General features: G+C 71.3%; 10 protein-coding genes. 4 read left to right on the top strand and 6 right to left on the bottom strand.

Features of this window, described 5'->3' with window-relative positions:
* Positions 1-107 precede the first annotated feature (107 nt).
* From asnB to SSPN_RS0110780, 6 genes are read right to left on the bottom strand one after another with little or no spacing between them, the layout of a single operon-like run.
* On the bottom strand, positions 108-1,925 hold the full coding sequence (asnB, locus tag SSPN_RS0110805) for an asparagine synthase (glutamine-hydrolyzing) (RefSeq protein WP_010694395.1): 1,818 nt from the start codon (positions 1,923-1,925) through the stop codon (positions 108-110).
* A gap of 24 nt (positions 1,926-1,949) precedes the next feature.
* Positions 1,950-3,161, bottom strand: coding sequence for a cytochrome P450 family protein (locus SSPN_RS0110800; protein WP_010694394.1), 1,212 nt, complete (start codon positions 3,159-3,161; stop codon positions 1,950-1,952).
* Positions 3,149-4,585 (bottom strand): ABC transporter ATP-binding protein, encoded by a 1,437-nt coding sequence (locus SSPN_RS0110795; RefSeq protein ID WP_010694393.1) that lies wholly within the window; start codon positions 4,583-4,585, stop codon positions 3,149-3,151. Before SSPN_RS0110795 ends, SSPN_RS0110800 begins: the two co-directional genes overlap by 13 nt.
* Entirely contained in the window at positions 4,582-5,364 is a 783-nt protein-coding gene (locus SSPN_RS0110790; protein ID WP_010694392.1) for an ABC transporter permease, read from the bottom strand. Before SSPN_RS0110790 ends, SSPN_RS0110795 begins: the two co-directional genes overlap by 4 nt.
* Entirely contained in the window at positions 5,361-6,302 is a 942-nt protein-coding gene (locus SSPN_RS0110785) for an ABC transporter permease (protein ID WP_010694391.1), read from the bottom strand. Before SSPN_RS0110785 ends, SSPN_RS0110790 begins: the two co-directional genes overlap by 4 nt.
* A complete protein-coding gene (locus SSPN_RS0110780) occupies positions 6,299-7,855 on the bottom strand; it encodes an ABC transporter substrate-binding protein (protein WP_010694390.1) in 1,557 nt (518 codons plus the stop codon). Before SSPN_RS0110780 ends, SSPN_RS0110785 begins: the two co-directional genes overlap by 4 nt.
* Before the next feature lie 380 nt (positions 7,856-8,235).
* Between SSPN_RS0110780 and SSPN_RS0110775 the strand changes: the two genes are divergently transcribed.
* From SSPN_RS0110775 to SSPN_RS0110760, 4 genes are read left to right on the top strand one after another with little or no spacing between them, the layout of a single operon-like run.
* Positions 8,236-8,973 (top strand): thioesterase II family protein, encoded by a 738-nt coding sequence (locus SSPN_RS0110775; RefSeq protein ID WP_044572815.1) that lies wholly within the window; start codon positions 8,236-8,238, stop codon positions 8,971-8,973.
* Positions 8,970-16,316, top strand: coding sequence for a non-ribosomal peptide synthetase (locus tag SSPN_RS56600; RefSeq protein ID WP_010694383.1), 7,347 nt, complete (start codon positions 8,970-8,972; stop codon positions 16,314-16,316). The genes SSPN_RS0110775 and SSPN_RS56600 overlap by 4 nt, the downstream gene beginning before the upstream one ends.
* The gene (locus tag SSPN_RS54530; protein WP_010694382.1) at positions 16,313-17,296 is read left to right on the top strand and encodes an NAD-dependent epimerase/dehydratase family protein; all 984 of its coding nucleotides are present in this window, start codon (positions 16,313-16,315) and stop codon (positions 17,294-17,296) included. The genes SSPN_RS56600 and SSPN_RS54530 overlap by 4 nt, the downstream gene beginning before the upstream one ends.
* Positions 17,293-18,300: a Gfo/Idh/MocA family oxidoreductase gene (locus SSPN_RS0110760; RefSeq protein ID WP_010694381.1), complete on the top strand. Its 1,008-nt coding sequence runs from the start codon at positions 17,293-17,295 to the stop codon at positions 18,298-18,300. The genes SSPN_RS54530 and SSPN_RS0110760 overlap by 4 nt, the downstream gene beginning before the upstream one ends.
* Positions 18,301-18,302 lie beyond the last annotated feature (2 nt).

The raw sequence follows: 18,302 nt of genomic DNA, 5'->3' as shown, positions 1-18,302 counted from the left end.
CGGGGTGGGCCGAGACGTCGGCCCACCCCCCACGAACGTCGTGCAAGTGAAGAGGGGCGGCCCGAGTGGGCCGCCCCGTCGGCCCGAGAGAGGGCCGCCCCGTCGCGTCAGAACGTGAACTCCGGCCGGTACTCCTGGACCCAGTGGTGCGCGTCGAGCACCCGCTCCAGCCCTTGGCGCCGCGGCCCGGTGATCTCCTCCGGCGTCAGCGCCACCGCCGCGCGTACCCAGCCGCGGTCCACCAGGGCGAACGCCGCCGAGTCCGCCGCCAGCACCTCGGCCGCCTGCGACTGCAACGCGGTGGCGTACTTCGTGTCCTGCACGCTCGGGTACGGGCTCTTCAGCCGATCGGCCACCGAAACCGGCAGCACGTGCCGGACGGCCGCACGCAGCAGCGACTTCTCCCTGCCGTCGAACGACTTCAGCGCCCACGGCGTGTTGTAGACGTACTCGACGAGCCGGTGGTCGCAGAACGGCACCCGCACCTCGAGGCCGGTCGACATGGACATCCTGTCCTTGCGGTCGAGCAACGCCCGTACCAGCCGGGTGAGGTGCAGGTGGCAGATCACCCGCATCTGGCGTTCGAGCTCGGACTCGCCGTCGAGGAACTCCACCCGTGCCACGGCCGTCGCGTACTGGTCGGCGACGTACGCCTCGATGTCGATCCGGTCGCGGAGATCCTCGCGCAGCACCGCCATCCGGTCGGTGTTGATCGAGTGCGCGAACGCCAGCCACGGGAACGTCCGAGCGGTGCGCGCCGCCTCGTGGTGGAACCACGGGTAGCCGCCGAACACCTCGTCGGCCGACTCGCCCGACAACGCCACCGTCGACTCGGCGCGGATCGCCCGGAACAGCAGGTGCAGCGAGCTGTTGATGTCGCCGAGCCCGAGCGGGAGGTCCCACGCGCGCACGACCGTCCGGCGCAGCGCCGGGTCGAGGAGCTCACGGGTGTCGACGGTGACGGTGCGGTGCGTGGAGCCGACGTGCGTCACGACCTCGCGCACGAACGCCTCGTCGGAGGCGGCGCGCAGCTCGTCCGGCCGGAAGTTCTCCTCCTGACCGGTGAAGTCCACCGAGAACGTGTGCAGCCCCGGCATCACCTCGGCGGCCAGGCCCGTCAGCGCGCTGGAGTCGAGCCCGCCGGAGAGCAGCACACCCTGCGGCACGTCCGCCACCAGCTGGCGCCGCACCGCGTCCGACAGCAGCGACCGCACGGTCTCGACCGTCGTGTCCTGGTCGTCGAGGTGCTCGGTCGTGCCGAGCCGCCAGTAGACGTGCTCGCGGATGCCCTGCGACGTGACGGTCAGCACGGTGCCGGGCTCGACCTCGCGCATGCCATCCCACAACGCCCAGCCCGGTGCCTTGGTCTGCCCCACCAGCTCGTGCAGGCAGTCGAGGCCGACCTTCCGCGACGCCAGCGGGTTCGCCAGGATCGCCTTGGCCTCGGAGCCGAACAGCACGCCGTCACGGGTTTCCGCGTAGTACAGCGGTTTCACGCCGAGGCGGTCGCGCACGAGCGTCAACGAGCCGGATCGTTCGTCCCAGACGGCGAACGCGAACATGCCGTTGAGCCGTTCCGCGACCGCCGCGCCCCACTCCAGGTAGCCGTTGAGCACGACCTCGGTGTCGCTCGCGGTGCGGAACCGGTGCCCCCGCGCGGCCAGCTCGTCGCGCAGCTCCACGAAGTTGTAGACCTCGCCGCTGTAGACGAGTGCCACGGTGTCGTCGAGCGCCGTCATCGGCTGGACGCCGCCGGGCAGGTCGATCACCGCGAGCCTGCGGTGCCCGAGACCGGCCCGCGGGCGCACCCACACGTCACCCGCGTCCGGGCCGCGGGCGGCCAGGGTGGCGGTCATGCCGGCCAGAACGTCTTGCTGCTGGGTGAGATCCGTGTCGTAGGCCACCCAGCCGGTGATGCCGCACATCGTCTTTCTCGTTTCGTCGGAGGGTCAGCGGCGCAGGACCAGCGGCAGCGACTCCAGGCCGTGCATCTGGGTGCTACTGCGCCACCGCAACGACGCCGGGTCCGTCGCCAGCTCGATGTGCGAGAAACGTTCGAGCAGCCTGCCGATCGCGATCTCGCCCTCCAGCCGCCCGAGGGGCGCCCCGACGCAGTAGTGGATGCCGTGCCCGAACCCGAGGTGCGCGCCGGTCGGGCGGGTGATGTCGAGCCGGTCGGGGTCGGGGAAGCGCGCGGCGTCGCGGTTTCCGGCGAGCAGCGACACGAACACCAGCTCTCCTTCGGGGATCTCGACGTCTCCGACGACGACGGGTTCCTTGGTGTAGCGCGGGGACGCCATGTTGTTCGGCGTCTCGAACCGCAGGAATTCCTCGATCGCGTTGGGCAGCAGCTTCTCGTTCTCCCGCAACACCGCCAGCTGGTCCGGTGCCTGCAGCAGACTGAACACACCGCTGGAGATCAGGTTGACCGTGGTCTCGTAGCCTCCGATCAGCAACACGAACGTCATCGCGATCAGCTCGTTGACCGACAGCTGGTCGCCGTCCTCGCTCGCGTGCACCAACGCCGAGAGCAGGTCGTCGGCCGGCTGTGCGCGCTTCTGCTCCGCCAGCCCCATGAGGTACCCGGCCATCTGCCCGGACGCGGCGCCGATCTCCTCCGGTGCCGCGGTCGACACCATCTGACCGGACCAGGTCGCGAACTGCTGCTGGTCGGCAGCGGGGATGCCCATCAGCTCGCAGATCACCTTGATGGGCAACGGAAGCGCGAACGCCGTGATCAGGTCGACGGGTTCGCCTTCCGGGATCGCGTCGAGCAGCTCGGCGGTGATCTCCTCGATGCGCGGAGCCAGCTTCGCGATGGTGCGGCTGGTGAACGCCTTGTTCACGAGCTTGCGCAACCGGGTGTGGTCGGGCGGGTCGACGTTGAGCATGTGCCCGGCGAGCGACCGGGAGAACTCGATCTTCTTGCCTTCGGCGAACGCTCGGGCGTACTCAAGCCGGTCGTACACGGCATCACTGCTAAGCCGGGGGTCGGTGAGCAACGCGCGCGCCTCGGCGTGCGTCGTCACGAGCCACACACGTACGCCGTCGGGCATGACGACCTGCCGTGCGGGGCCTTCGACCCGCAGCCGTGCCGCGAGCGCGTGCGTGTTCTGCAGGTAGGCGTCGTCGAGCTGGGGGAGTTGTTTCAGATCTTGCACGGGTCCTCCGCGGTCGGCCGTCCGAGCGCGAGCAGGGACGGGAGGTCGTCAGGCCGGGCGAGCAGCTCGTCCGTGCCGCCGTGCGCGAGAACACGGCCTTCGGCGAGGACGAGCACCCGGTCGGAGATCGCGGCGGCGACCGCCGCGTCGTGGGTGATGAACACGATCGCGAGGCCGCGTTCCCGGCGCAGGTCGTCGAGCAACGCGAGCACCTCGGCCCGCGCCCGCGGGTCGAGCGCCGAGGTGATCTCGTCGCACACCAGCACCTTTGGCCTGGCGGCGAGGGCACGGGCGAGCGCCACGCGTTGCCGTTGCCCGCCGGACAGCTCGCCGGGCAACCGGTCCGCCAGCTTCGCGGGAAGTCCGACCGCGGCCAACAGCTCGTCGACGCCGTGCTGCTGCTTGCGCAGCACCTTGAGCGGGCGGAGCAATGCGGTTCGCACGGTCTGCCTGGGGTGCAACGACTCCGCGGGGTTCTGCGGGACGAGCTGCACCCTCGCCCGCTCGTCCCTGCTACGGCCGCGCACGTCGCCGGCGAGAGTGGTCCCGGCGAGCGCCGTGGTGCCGGAAGCGGGCCGGTGCAGACCGGCGAGGCAGCGGGCGAGGGTCGACTTGCCCGCCCCGGAGACCCCGAGCACGGCGAGGCACTCTCCTGCGTGCACGGTGAGGTCGACGTCGCGCAGCACCTGCGTCCTGCCGTGGCGGGCGCTGATGGCCGTCGCCGTCAGCACCGGCTCTCCGTCCTGAGTGGACGGTCTGCGCACCACGCCGGCCACCGGCTCTGGTGCGGAGGCGATCCGGCCGTGCCGCAGCGCCAGGGTCCGGTCGACCAGCTGGCCCAGCGCCCCGTGGTCGTGGCTGATCCACAGCAGCGCGACCCCGTTGTCCCGCAACCGGCGCAGCTCCGCGAGCACCTCCGCGCGCGCCATCACGTCGAGGGCGGCGGTGGGTTCGTCGAGCACCAGCAGCCGCGGTGAGCGGGCCAGCGCGAACGCCAGCGCCACCCGTTGCTGCTGCCCGCCCGACAGCTGGTGCGGATACCGGCGTGCCAGCCGACCAGGCAGTCCGACGCGGTCGAGCGCCTCGGACACGTCGGCGGCGCCCGCCAGCTTCAGTGCCGCGTCGACCCGCAGGTAGGGCGTGAGCCCCAGGCCGGGATCCTGGCCGAGGTAGCCGATCAGGTGGCCCCGTACGCGTGGTGGGGGCTTCGGCAGCATCGGCCGGCCGTCGACGAACGCCTGCCCGCTCACGTGCGTGGCGCCGTCGTGGAGGTGGCCGAGCAGAGCCAGCGCGAGAGTGGTCTTGCCGCATCCGGACGGGCCGACGAGACCCACCGCCTCGCCCTCGCCGATGGTGAGGTCCACGCCGTCCAGCACGGCCCGGCCGCCGGCCTCGACGCGCAACGCGTCGACGTTCGCGATCATCCGGCGAGCCCTCTCGACGTCCGCACCACGCGGTCGGACAGCAGGTTCGCCCCGATCGCGAGCGCCGCGACCCCGATGACAGGCACGGCGAGCGCCCACGGTTGCAGGGCGGCACCCGGCAACGCGTCCACGATCATCAACCCCCAGTCCGAATCGGACACTCCGAGCCCGAGGAAACCGGCAGCCGCAACGAGATGAACGGCCGACACGAACCGCATACCCGCGTCCGCGAGCACGGTCGCCGCCACCAACGGCCCTACCTCGCGGACCACCAGCCATGCCCAGCTCTCACCCCGGGCCACCGCTGCCTCGACGTGCGCACGACCGGCGACCTGCGCGGCGGCGGCCATCGTCACGCGGGCGGTGAGCGGAGCCGTCGCGAGAGTCACGGCGAGCACGAGCCCGGCCCGGGACGGCAGCGCGGTCATCGTCAGTAGCAGCACCAGGATCGGTGGCACGGCGGCTATCGCGTCGAGCGGACGCATCACCGTGTTCTCCACCCACCTCGACCGCGTGAGGGCGGCCACGAGACCCGCCGTCGCACCGACGACCGCGCCCATCAACGCCGCCGCGAGACTGGTGAGCACCAACGGCATGCCGCCGTGCAGCAGCCGCGACAGCACGTCGCGGCCCAGGTGGTCGGTGCCGAACGGCGTCGCGCCGGACGGTGCCGCGTAAGGCAGGCCGACCGGGGTGGTCGCGGCGTGCGGGGCGAACAACGGCCCGAAGAGCAGCAACGCCAACACGATGCCACCGAGGACCAGCAACGTCTTCTTCACGCGGCCACCGCCTGCGTGCGCAACCGGGGCGTCAGCAGCACCACCGCGAGATCCGCGACCGCCAGCGCCACCAGCATCGCGCTCCCGAGCGCCAGCACCAGCGCCTGCACCACCGGTAGGTCGCCGGTCTGCACGGACGCCACCAGCAGTTCCCCGATGCCCGGATACCCGAACACCTTCTCCACCAGCACTCCTCCGCCGACCAGCCCGACCCCGGTCACGAGCCACACCTGCAAAGCCACCGGCAGCACCGCCGGGAGCACGGCCGCTCGCAGCACCGACCGTGACGAAATCCCGTTGAGCCGCAGGAACTCCACGTACGGCGAGCCGAACGCGGTCACCGCCGCGGAGCGGATCGTGCGCACCGCGTAGGACAGCCCGACGCCGAGCAGCGCCAGCACCGGCAGTACCAACGCCTCCGGGTGGGAGAGCGGGCTGTCGCCGAGCGGGATCAACGACACGGCGGGCAGCCAGCGCAACGTCACCGCGAACGCCAGCGCCAACGCCCCGGCGACCGCGAATTCCGGCACCGACACCAGCAACAGCGCCCCCACCGACACGGGCCTGCCGCGCCAGGTGGCCGCGAAGACGCCCAGACCGAGCGACAGCGGCACGAGCAGGGCGAGCGTGACGGCGGTGAGGATCACCGAGTTGCCGACGCGGTCCGACAGCATCTCGGTGACGGGCTTGCCGGTGACCGACAGGCCGAGGTCGCCCCGCAGCACGCCGCCCAGCCAGTCCAGGTACCGGGCCAGCACCGGCTGGTCGAGTCCCAGCCGGTGCCGCAGTTCCTCGACCCGCTCGGGTGTCGCGTTCGGGCCGAGCCGAGCCGTGGCCGCGTCACCGGGGAGCAGATCCACGCCGACGTGCACGAGCACCGACAGCAGCAGGACCAGCCCGGCGCCGGTCGCGAGCCGCAGGCCGGCGCGCCTGATCACGCGAGCCCCGCGTGACCCAGGTACGGGTACTTGGCCAGGCCGCGCACCTCGACGCCCGCGACCGCCTTGCGCGCCAGGCTGAGGGTGTCCGCGAGTCCCCAGACGACGGTGTTGCCGCGGTCCGTCATGACGCCCTGCACCTGCGTCCACGCCTTGGCTCGCGCCGCGGCGTCCAAAGAGCCGAGGCCGGTGGCCATCGCGGCCTTCAGATCGTTATCGGCCAACGCGAACGCCGGGTTCGACGCGAGCCGCGCGTACAGCACGGGCAGCGGCAAGGCGCCGATGGAGAACGTCATCGCGTTCGCCGCCGTGATCGCCGCCGGGTCGTAGAAGTCCGCCACACCGACGATGTCGGGCCGCACGTCCAGTCCGGCCTCCTTGAGCTGCTCGGCGGCGAGCTGGGTGGAGGCGTTGAAGCCGATCTCGTACTCCGCCGAGCGGATCACGATCGGCACGCCACCGGCGTTCGCCTCCTTGACGAGCTTGCGGGCCTCGTCGAGGTTGCGCGCCAGCGGTTCCCGTGCGCTGAAGTCGGTGGCGCCGTAGCCGAACAGGTCGTTGCCGACAGTGCCGTAGCCGAGGAAGACGCTGTCCACCAACGCCTTGCGGTCCAAGGCGAGCCGCACCGCACGCCGCACGCGCGGATCGTTGAACGGCGCGATGGTGGTGTTGAGCACGAAACCGAAGCCGACGCGGCTGCGTTCACCGGCGGTGCGGACCTCCAATTCCGCCGACGCCGCGCCGATCTTCGCGGTGGTGAACGGTATGTCGGCGGCGTAGTCGGCCTGACCGGTGAGCACCGCGTTGGTCTTGGCCTGCGGGTCGGTGAGGCTCAGTAGCACCAGTTCGTCGACCACCCCGGCCTTGTCCCAGTAGCCGTCGAAGCGGGTCAGCGTCGCCTCACGGCCGGCCTCGAACGCCTTGACCCGGTACGGCCCGGTGCCCAGGGCGGTCTGCGGGGCGAACGACTGCGTGCCGTTCTTGATCACCTTGACCAGGAACGCCGCCAGCAACAGTGCCGGGTCACCCAGCGCCTGCACGGTCGGCACGCGCACGGTGGCGTCGTCCACGACCTCGATCCCGGCGAGGTTCACGTACATCGCGAGCTCGCTGGGGAACGCCCGCTCCGGCGCGCCCAGGTAGCGGAACGTGTGCGCGACGTCCTGTGCGGTCAGTGGCGAGCCGTCGTGCCACTTCACGCCGTCGCGGATCTTGAGCGTGAACGACTTCGCGTCCGCGGCGGGTTCGGCGGACAACGCCAGGCGTGGCACGGGCTTGCCGTTCTCCAGCGTGAACAGCGAGTCGAAGATCACGTCGTTGCGCACGATGTCGATCGGCGCCTGCCCGGTGAACGGATCGAGCGACTCCGCCGCTCCGCCACCGGTGAACACCGCTCTGAGCTTTCCGCCCTGCCTGGGTGTGCGAGCGCCGGTGTCCTCGACCGGAGCGGCGCCGGGCGTGCTCGCCCCGCACGCGCCGAGCACCGAGGTGGCGCCGGCGACGCCGAGCGCGAGCCCGGCGGTGCGCAGCAGATCACGACGACTGAGCCACATGGACGAACCTCCAGCAAACGCGGCGGACTAAGACTTAGGTCTACCTAAGCGCGGTGCAACTTAACCCAGCGTTCCGCGCGGCACAAGCACCTTGTTCGAAACCGGGTTCCAGGTCACCTGGAAACCCATTTGAGACCGGATCGACGCACTTTCCCACGCCTATACGGGTATCTGGCGAATGGCGGAATCTGACTTTGGGTTCGGCAGTGACCTGGACTTATATGTCGATGTGCGCATCAGTCGACGTGATACTCGCGACTAACCGCAGGTGATTTGCCGAACGGGTCTGCGTATTTCCCTGCGGCGAGTTAGGGTGCCCTTGCTTGCCTTGAACATTGCTCTACCTCATCAGGACTCCTTCGAAGGGAAGTGAGCTGCTCGTGCTGCCCCGAACCGCCGCGCGCTGGCTGCGCTGCCGAACCCCGCGCCCCGCCGCTCGCCTGCGTCTCGTGTGCTTTCCCCACGCCGGCGGTGCGGCCAGTTTCTACAGCGACTGGTCCGGTCTCGCGCCCGCGGACGTCGAGGTGCACGCGGTGCAGTACCCCGGCCGTGAGGACCGCATCGCCGACGCCCCGCCGACCGCCATGAGCGAGCTCGTCGCCGGTGTCACCGCCGAGGTCGAAGCCCTTTCGGGCGCACCTCTGGTCCTCTTCGGGCACAGCATGGGTGCGCTGGTCGCCTACGAGGTGGCCCGCGAGCTGAGCGTCGTGCCCGCGCGGCTGGTGGTGTCCGGCAGGCACACGCCGGACGAACTGGTCGGCGGTGACGTCCACCTGCGCGACGACGAAGGCTTGGTGGCCGAGGTGTTGCGGGTCGGTGGCGCGGGAGCCGAGATGCTCGCGTCCGCCAAGGAACTGTGGCCCGTGTTCCTGCCGGCGATCCGCGGCGACTACCGGGTCGAGGAGACCTACCGGCACCAGCCGGGGGCGTCCCTGTCCTGCCCGGTCACCGCGATCATCGGGGCGCAGGACGGTGAGGTCACGACCGAGCAGGCGGACCGCTGGAGCACGTACACGTCGGGCCCCTTCACCCGTCACGTCGTGCCGGGCGGCCACTTCTTCCCCGCCGAGCACGCCGCACGCGTGCTGGGCCTCGCCATCGAGGAGACATCGCGGTGACCAGCCTGGACGTTCGCTCGCTGGTGGCCTCGGTGCTGCGGGTGCCGGCGGACCAGCTCGACGACGGCGCCGACCTGATCGCGGGCGGCATGACCTCGATCGCGATGATGCGCGTGGCCGGCAAGCTCAGGCGGGCGGGGGTGACGGCGAGCTTCGCCGAGCTAGCGGAGCGACCGAGCATCGCCGCGTGGCGAGAGCTGGCAGGAGACCGCGCCGCGACCACCGCCGATGAGTCCGATGTGGACGAATCCGCGGCGTTCGACCTCGACCCGTTGCAGCACGCGCTGTGGATCGGCCGCCGCGACGGCCAGGAGCTCGGCGGCGTGGCGGCACACTTCTACACCGAGTTCGACGGCGGCCCGGTCGACCCGGCCACGTTGGAACTGGCTGTGCGCGCTGTGTTCGCCCGGCACGGCATGACGCGTGTCGCGGTCGACGACTCCGGCCGCCAGCGCATCGCCTCCGAGACCTCGTGGCCCGGCCTGACCGTGCACGACCTTCGAACCACCGGCGAGGCCGAACGCGTGCGGCGTCTCGCGGACCTGCGCGCCGCGCTTTCCCAGCGCGTCATGGACGTTTCCGGCGGCGAGGTGTTCGACGTCCAGCTGACCCAGGTCGGCGATGACGCCGCACGGGTGCACGTGAACGTGGACATGGTCGCGGCGGACGCGATGAGCCTGCGGATCCTGGTCGCCGACCTCGCGCGCGCCGTGGCCGGGGAACCGTTGCCGCTCATCGGGTACAGCTTCCCGCGCTACCTCGCCGACCGTGCCCGCACGCGGGGCGAGGTGGTGGCGAGCGACCGCGAGTGGTGGTTCGGCCGCCTCGACGACCTTCCCGGTGCGCCCGCGCTGCCGGTGCGGATCACGCAGAACGAGGAGACCACCGGCCGTCGCCGCGAGCACTGGCTCGACCCCTCCGCGTCGGCACGGCTGAAGGAGTGCGCGCACGCCGCCGGACTCACCCCGGCTGTCGTCTTCGCGACCGCGTTCGCCGAGGTCGTCGGCGCCTGGAGCGCCGAGCGCGACTTCCTGCTCAACGTCCCGGTGTTCGGCCGCGAGCCGTTGCACGACGACGTGGACGAACTCGTCGGCGCCTTCTCCAGTTCGGTCCTGCTCGGTGTCCGCACGGGTCTCGCCGAACCGTTCGAGCAAGCGGCGAAACGCGCCCAGGACGAACTGCGGGACGCGGCCGGGCACGCCTCGTTCACCGGCGTCGACGTGCTGCGCGAGCTGACCAGGGCCAACCACGGCGAGCAGGTGCTCGCGCCCGTGGTGTTCTCCAGCACGCTCGACTTCGGCGAGCTGTTCGGGCCGCAGGTGCGCGAACGGATCGGCCGTCCGGTGTGGATGATCTCGCAGGGGCCGCAGGTCTGGCTGGACGCGCAGGTCACCGAGCACGAAGGCGGTGTCCTGCTCAGCTGGGACGCGCGCGAGACGGTGTTCGAGCCCGGCGTGCTGGACGCGATGTTCGGCGCGTTCACCGCGCTGGTCGTCCGCCTCGCCGCGGGCACCGGGTGGGATGTTCCCGTCGGCGGCCTGCTGCCGGAGAGTCAGCGTTCCGTCCGTGACGCCGTCAACGCCACCGACGGCGCCGCGCCCGGCAGGCCGTTGCACGAACGGTTCTTCGCGCTGGCCGAGGCCGAACCGGACAGGGTCGCGCTGGTCTGGGGCGACGAGGAGGCCATGACCTACGGCGAACTGTCGCGCCGGGGCCGGCAGCTGGTCTCCCTGTTGCGCGCCAACGGAGTCCAGCAGGGCGACGCGGTCGGCATCACCCTGCCCAAGGGCGTGGACCAGGTCATCGCCGTGCTAGGTGTGCTCGGCGCGGGCGCGCACTACGTGCCGTCCGGTGTGGACATTCCGGCCGCGCGCCGGGCGGCCGTGCACGAGTCCGCCGGTGCCAGGATCGTGCTAACCGACGACGTCGTCGCGAAGTCCGCCTCGCACGAGCCGGCGGCCGATCTCGCGGTGGCCGACGGCGAGGACGTGATGTATGTGATCTTCACGTCCGGCTCGACCGGCACCCCCAAGGGCGTCGAGGTGCCGCACCGCGCGGTCGCGAACACCGTCGAGGCGGTCAACGACCAATTCGGCGTCACGCCCGAAGACCGCACGATCGCACTGTCCGCTTTGGACTTCGACCTGTCCGCGTACGACCTGTTCGCGTTCCTGGGCTTCGGTGGCAGCGTCGTGCTGCTCTCCGAGGACGAACGCCGCGACGCGCACGCATGGGCGCGGCTGGTGCGCCACTGGGACGTCAGCGTGGTGAGCTGCGTGCCCGCACTGCTCGACATGCTGATCGTCGCGGGCCAGGGCCAGGGCCAGGGCCAGGGCCAAGGCCTGGGCGACGCGCTGTGGCTCGTGATGCTCGGCGGCGACTGGGTCACCGTCGACCTGCCCGCGCGCCTGCGGGAGCTGCGGCCCGGCTGCCGGTTCGCGGGACTCGGCGGCATGACCGAGGCCGCCATCCACGTGACCATCTGCGAAGTTGGTGAGGTCGACCCGCGCTGGCGGGCGGTGCCGTACGGCAAGCCGTTCCGCAACACCCGCTGCCGGGTCGTGGACGCCCGCGGTCACGACAGCCCCGACTGGGTGCCCGGCGAGTTGTGGGTCTCCGGCACCGGCGTCGGGCTCGGCTACCAGAACGACCCGGAGCGCACGGCGGAGAAGTTCGTCGAGCACGACGGCCGCCGCTGGTACCGCACCGGCGACCGGGGCCGGTACTGGCCGGACGGCACCGTGGAGTTCCTCGGCCGCACCGACCACCAGGTCAAGATCCGCGGCCACCGCATCGAGCTCGGCGAGATCGACGCAGTTCTCACCTCGTTCCCCGGTGTCTCCCAGGGCATCGCGCTCGTGACGCCGGAGCGGCGCATCGCCGCCGTCGTCACGACGAACGTCCGGGCGGAGATCGCCGACTCGTTCCTGGCACACCTGCTCGACGAGGTGCCGGACGCCGAGGTGCCGTGGCGTGACCGGGTCGGGAACGCGGAACCGTGGACCACGCTCAGGTGGAAGCGCAACGAGCCGTTGGTCCACCGGCTCGCCGAGCGCACCGACGAACTGGTCGCCGTCCTGGAGTCCGGCGCCGACCCCGGGCCGCTGCTCGCCGAACTCGACGAGGAGGCGCTGCGGCGCTCCCTCGCCGACCGGCTGCCCGCGGTGATGGTGCCGGACCATGTCGTGGTGCTGCCGTCGTTGCCGTTGACCCGTAACGGAAAGGTCGACCGCGCCGCGCTCGTGAGGGCCGTCGCCGAGCTGTCCGCCGACGACGGTGAGCTGACCCCGCCCGCCGGAGCGATAGAGGAGACGGTCGCCTCGGTGTGGTCCGGCCTGCTCGGTGTGCCGGTCACCGGCCGCGAGCAGAACTTCTTCCAGCTCGGCGGCGACTCGCTGCTCGCGACCCGGCTCGTCGGCAGGCTCACCGCCGCCGGGCTGTCCGAGGTGGCGCTGGCGAAGCTCTTCGCGAACCCGGTGCTGGCCGACTTCGCCGCCACGCTCACGACGGGCGAGTCCGCGACGCTCGCTCCGGTGGTGGCGGATCCGGCGAACCGCTTCGAGCCGTTCCCACCGACCGACGTCCAGCGCGCGTACTGGGTCGGCCGCGGCGAGGGCTTCACCCTGGGCGGCGTCGGCAGCCACTTCTACCGCGAGTACGAGATCACCGATCTCGACGTGCCGAGGCTGGAAGCGGCCGTGGACGCGCTTGTGGCACGGCACGACATGCTGCGCGCGGTGTTCCTCGACGACGGCAGCCAGCAGGTGCTGGAGGAGGTGCCGCCGTTCAAGCTGAAGTTCGTCGACAACCCGCGGGAGACCTGGTCGCACCACGTGTTCGACCCGTCCGCGTGGCCGTTGTTCTCCATCACCGCCGGACGCGGCGTGCTTGCGATCGGCACCGACAACCTGGTGTTCGACGCGCTGAGCGTGCTGACGTTCTACTCGGAACTCGGTGCGCTGTATGAGAATCCGGCCGCAGAGCTGCCGCCGGTCGGCGTGACGTTCCGCGACTACCTGCTGAGCCCGGAACCGGACACCACGGAGGCGTCCGAGTACTGGACGCGGATCTCCCGCGAACTGCCGCCGGGACCACGCCTGCCGCTCGCCCTCGATCCGGCCTCGATCACCTCGCCACGGTTCGTCCGGAGGTCCGCGCTGGTGCCCGCAGAGCAGTGGCAGGCGATCACCGCCCGCGTGCGCGAGCACGGACTGACGCCCTCGGCAGTGCTGCTGACCACGTTCGCCGAGGTACTGGGTCGCTGGAGCGCGCAGCCGGACCTCACGGTGAACGTGACGCTGTTCGACCGGCGAGAGGTGCATCCGGACATCCACAACGTGATCGGAGACTTCACCTCGCTGCTGCTGGTCGACCACCACCCCGAGGCGGGGGAGCCGTGGCTCGCGGGGGTGCGGCGGTTGCAGCGCCGGATGTGGGACGCACTCGACCACCGCGAGGTGTCCGCGGTGAAGGTGCTGCGGTCGATGGCGCGGGACAGCGGCGTCGCCGAGGTGACGATGCCGGTGGTGTTCACGAGCGCTCTGGGGTTGCCGGTGCGCGCGAACCCGTTGCTGACCGAGCAGGTGCACGGCACCTCGCAGACCCCGCAGGTCTGGCTCGACCACCAGGTGTCCGAAGTGGACGGCGGTGTCGAGCTGGTGTGGGACGCGGTCGACGGCCTGTTCCCCGACGGGCTGCTCGACGCGATGTTCGCCGCGTACCGGCAGCTGGTCTCCTGGCTCGCGACCGAGGACTGGGCGGCCCCGGTACCTGACCTTCTTCCGGTGGCGCAGCAGGAACGGCGTGCGCTGGTCAATGCCACCGCCGACGATATCCCCGATGTGACGCTGCACGCCGGTTTCTTCCAGCACGCCCTGAAGACGCCGGGCCGGTCGGCGTTGCTGGACGCGGACGTGGTGACCTACGGCGAACTGGCGGACCGCGCCCTGCGCGTCGCCGCCGCGCTCGACGTCGCACCGGGCGAGCCGGTCGCGGTCACCCTGCCGAAGGGCGCGGACCAGATCGCGGCGGTGCTGGGCGTGCTGGCGGCCGGTGGCGCGTACGTGCCGATCGGCGTCGACCAGCCCGATGCCCGGCGCGAACGGATCCACGCGCTGGCAGGCGTTCGCACGGTCGTGACGCCGGAGTTCGTAGCCGAGGCACAATCACTCGAACCCGTGACACCGGTGTTCGGTGACCCGGACCGGCTCGCGTACGTGATCTTCACGTCCGGCTCGACCGGTGAGCCGAAGGGCGTGGAGATCACTCACCGCGCTGCCATGAACACGATCGCCGACGTGTCCGAGCGGTACGAGGTGGGGCCTTCGGATCGGGGCCTCGCCGTGTCCACACTGGACTTCGACCTGTCCGTGTACGACGTGTTCGGGCTGCTGTCGGCGGGCGGCGCGCTCGTGCTGGTGGAGGAGGACGCCCGGCGCGATGCCCGCCGCTGGCACGAACTCGTCGTTCGCCACGGCGTGACGGTGTGGAACACGGTGCCTGCGTTGCTGGACATGCTGCTCGTGGTCGCTGGACCGCGGCCGCTGCCGCTGCGCGTGGTGCTGGTGTCCGGCGACTGGGTGGGCCTCGACCTGCCCGCCAGGCTCGCGGCGGTGGCACCGGACTGCCGGTTCACCGCGCTCGGTGGTGCGACCGAGGCCTCGATCTGGTCGAACTTCTTAGAGGTGGACGAGGTCGACCCGGCGTGGCCGTCCATTCCGTACGGCTATCCGTTGCGCAATCAGAAGTTCCGGGTGGTGGACGCGTTCGGCCGCGACTGCCCGGACTGGGTCGAAGGCGAGCTGTGGATCGGTGGGGCGGGTGTCGCGCGCGGTTACCGGGGCGCGCCGGAGCTGACCGCCGCCCAGTTCACCGGAGGCTGGTACCGCACCGGTGACCTCGGCCGGTACTGGCCGTGCGGGACGCTGGAGTTCCTCGGCCGCCGCGACCAGCAGGTCAAGATCCGTGGGCATCGTATCGAGCTCGGCGAGGTCGAGGCGGCGTTGTCGTCGGCACCCGGTGCCGGAGCGGCGATGGCCGCGGTGGTGGACGGGTCGCTCGTCGGCGCCGTTGTTCCGGCCGCGCTGCCCGTCGCCGCGATGGCGGGCGGCCAGGACGGTGTGCCTCCTGACCACAGCGCTCAGACGGTGGTCGTCGCACCGCTGCTGACCGAGCTGCTGAAGGGGGAGATCGCGCCGGAACACGAACCCACCGCGAGGGTCTGGCATTCCTGGCTTTCCGGGACGGCCCGGCGGGACCTGGGCGATCGGATGTGGCGCGCGCTGCCCTTCTCCGGGCAGGACACCGCCGTCGATCCGGCTGTGCGACGCGCACGCGAGCTGGTCGATCTCTACCGGGACATCCTCTCGGGTGGGACGCCCGCGTCGGCGTTGCTGAGCGAGCCGTTGCTCTCGCCGGCGTCGATCGTGGCCGCCGTCGCGGATCAGGCGACCGCCGTTGTGCGGCAGGAGATCGCCGAGCTGGGGCGTCCGGTCGAGGTCGCGGTGTGGGGTGTGCCGGCGGAGCTGACCGGACTCGGCATCTCGGTGACCACTGTGGACGGTCCGATCGACGCTGTTCCGGAGGCGCTGCGGGGCCGGTTCGACGTGGTGCTGGCGAACAACGTGCTGCACCGGTACGCCGACGTGCGCCACGGCGTGGCGGTGGCCGCGCTGCTGTGCGCGCCGGGCGGCCGCGTCATCGCGGTCGAGCCGGAGGAACTCGCCCCGATCGGCCTGCTGACCGCCGCCGTCCTGGAACACGGGTTCGCCGGACTGGACCCGGCCCGCAGGGAAGCGGGATCGCCGATGCTGCGCGCTCGCAGGTGGGCCGAGGAGTTCGCGTCGTTCGGCCTGACCGGCGCCGTGCACCGGCCCGGTGGCAACGGCCTGGCCGTCATCTCGGCGACGTTGCCCGACTCGGCTCCGGTGCTCGACACCGCCGCCGTGCGGGCCCATGCGCGGACGCGGGTGCCGGAGCACATGGTGCCCGAACGGGTCGGGGTACTGCCGTGGCTTCCCTTGAGCGCCAACGGGAAGGTGGACCGAGGTGCGCTGAAGTGGCTGGTGGGCGGCGGCAAGGAGACGGGTGAGCCGCCACGCGGTCGCTTCGAGGAGCTGATCGCGGCATTGTGGGCGGAACTGCTCGGAGTGCCGGTGACCGGCCGCGAGCAGAGCTTCTTCGTGCTCGGTGGTGATTCCCTGCTCGCGACGCGGTTCATCCAGCAGGTCGAGCAGCGGCACGGAGTCGTGCTGCCGCTGCGCAAGCTCTTCGCGGGACCGACCGTGGCGCAGGCGGCCGCTCTGTTCGCCGAGGCGGCCGACACCGAGGAGGGCGAGCTGTGATCGCCCTCCTCGGAGCTACCGGCGCTGTGGGCAGCCGCGTGCTTCAAGCTCTCCGCGCTCACGGCCTGGAGGTGCACGCCGGCAGCCGTACGACCGGCGTGGACATGCGGGACACGCGGACGCTCGCGGACTTCTTCGCCGACGCCCAGCTGGTGGTGAACTGCGCGGGTCCCTCGCACGACACGTCGGAGCACGTGGCCCTGGCCGCGTTGAAAGCGGGCGCCGATCACGTGGACGCGGGCGGCGATGGCGTGCGGCTCCGCGCCGTTCCCGCCGGCCTGGTGGCGGTGTTCGCCGCCGGTGCCACGCCTGGCCTGTCCGGTCTGCTGCCCCGTGTGCTGGCGCGGGGCTTCGGTGAGGTTCACACGCTCACCTCCTACTCGGGAGTGCTGGACAGGTTCAGCCCCGCCGGTGCCGAGGATTTCCTGCACGGCAGCGCCGAGGCCGGAGCCGCCTGGCGCGACGGCGCACGGGTTGCGCAGGCGCTGGGACGGACGCGGGACATCGTGCTGCCGCACCTGCCGCGCCCGGTGGTGGCGTTGCCGTTCTTGGACGAGGAGAACGTTTCGGTCGCACGTGAAATATCCCTCGCAGACGGAACTTGGTACACGTTCGTCGAGGACGGTCACCTGCTCGCGGCACTCGACCGTTCGCCTGGACTGGAGCCGCACGACGCGATTCGGTCGCTCTGCGGTGCGGCCTCGCTCGACGTCGCCGGGCGCACCCCGTATGCCGCCCTGTACGTCCAGATCGACGGGCCCGCCGGCACGCGCACCGCGATCGCACGCGCCGACTCGGCCGCGGAAATGACGGCGTCGGTGACCGTGCAGGCGGTGCTCGCCGTGCTGCGGGGTCAGGTTCCGTCCGGCTCGCACACCGCCGCCGAGGTGCTGGACCCAGCCGTGGTCTTCGAACTGGGCGTGGTCGTGGAGGACCGGCCGATCGCCGACCTCGTCGCCGTCGAAGAGGGCGCGCTGTGACCCGCGTGGTGGTGTGCGGCACGACGTTCGGGCAGTCCTACCTCGCCGCCGTGGCCGCGCTGCCGGAGTTCGAGCTCGCCGGGATCCTCGGCACCGGCAGCGAACGCTCCGCCAAGACCGCGGCACGACTTGGTGTTCCACTGTGGACCGAGATCGGCCAGGTGACCGATGTCGACGTCGCGTGCGTCGTGGTCAGGTCGTCGGCGATGGGCGGACCCGGCAGTGAGCTGGCCAGGGAGCTGCTGGCCAGGAAGATCCACGTGCTGCAGGAACAGCCGATCCACCACGACGACCTCGTGGCGAGCCTGAAAACCGCGCGGCAGCACGGCGTTCGGTTCCGGATGGGCGATCTGTACGCGCAGCTGCCCGCCGTGCGAGCGTGGGCGGGTGCGGCGCGGCAGGTCGGGCAGAAGCCGGTGTACCTGGAGGCCTCCTGCGCCGTGCAGGTGTCGTTCCCGTTGCTGCACGTCCTCGGGGAGGCACTCGGCACCATCAGGCCGTGGCGGTTCGCGAAGGTCGCGACCAGCGGGCCGTTCACCGTCGTGACGGGCGAGATCGGTGGGGTGCCGATCGTGCTGCGCGTGCAGAACGAGATCGCGCCGGACGATCCCGACAACCACATGCACCTGCTGACGAGGGCCACGATCGGGTTCGACGGCGGCGGGCTGGCGCTGCACGACGCGCATGGACCGGTCTCGTGGACACCACGCCTGCACATCCCGCCAGAGGCGCGTACGTCGTTCGACTTCAGCGCCGCACACCTGGGCCACGGCACGGCGGTCCTCAGCGAGTCCAGCGTGAACTACCGGGACTTCCTGGAAACCGTGCTGCCAAAGGCGATCGGCCGTGATCTCCAGGCGCTGCGGACGGAACGGCCCGAGCAATACCACCTCGCAATGTGCCAGATGTGGCGTGACCTCACCGGCGAGCTGGGCTACGCGTCGATGCTGACGGACGCGGCGCATCGCCCGGTCCCGGCTCCGGGGAGACCGGGCGATGCGTAGTC

This window comes from Saccharopolyspora spinosa NRRL 18395, assembly GCF_000194155.1.
In the GTDB taxonomy this organism is placed as follows: domain Bacteria; phylum Actinomycetota; class Actinomycetes; order Mycobacteriales; family Pseudonocardiaceae; genus Saccharopolyspora; species Saccharopolyspora spinosa.
Note: the sequence above shows the minus strand (reverse complement) of the source record. Positions and strands in the feature narration are given on the sequence as shown.

Excerpts from the sequence above, each read along its gene's own strand:
- SSPN_RS0110780 (WP_010694390.1), bottom strand. The coding sequence starts at position 7,855 with ATGTGGCTCAGTCGTCGTGATCTGCTGCGCACCGCCGGGCTCGCGCTC.
- asnB (WP_010694395.1), bottom strand. The coding sequence starts at position 1,925 with ATGTGCGGCATCACCGGCTGGGTGGCCTACGACACGGATCTCACCCAG.
- SSPN_RS0110795 (WP_010694393.1), bottom strand. The coding sequence starts at position 4,585 with ATGATCGCGAACGTCGACGCGTTGCGCGTCGAGGCCGGCGGCCGGGCC.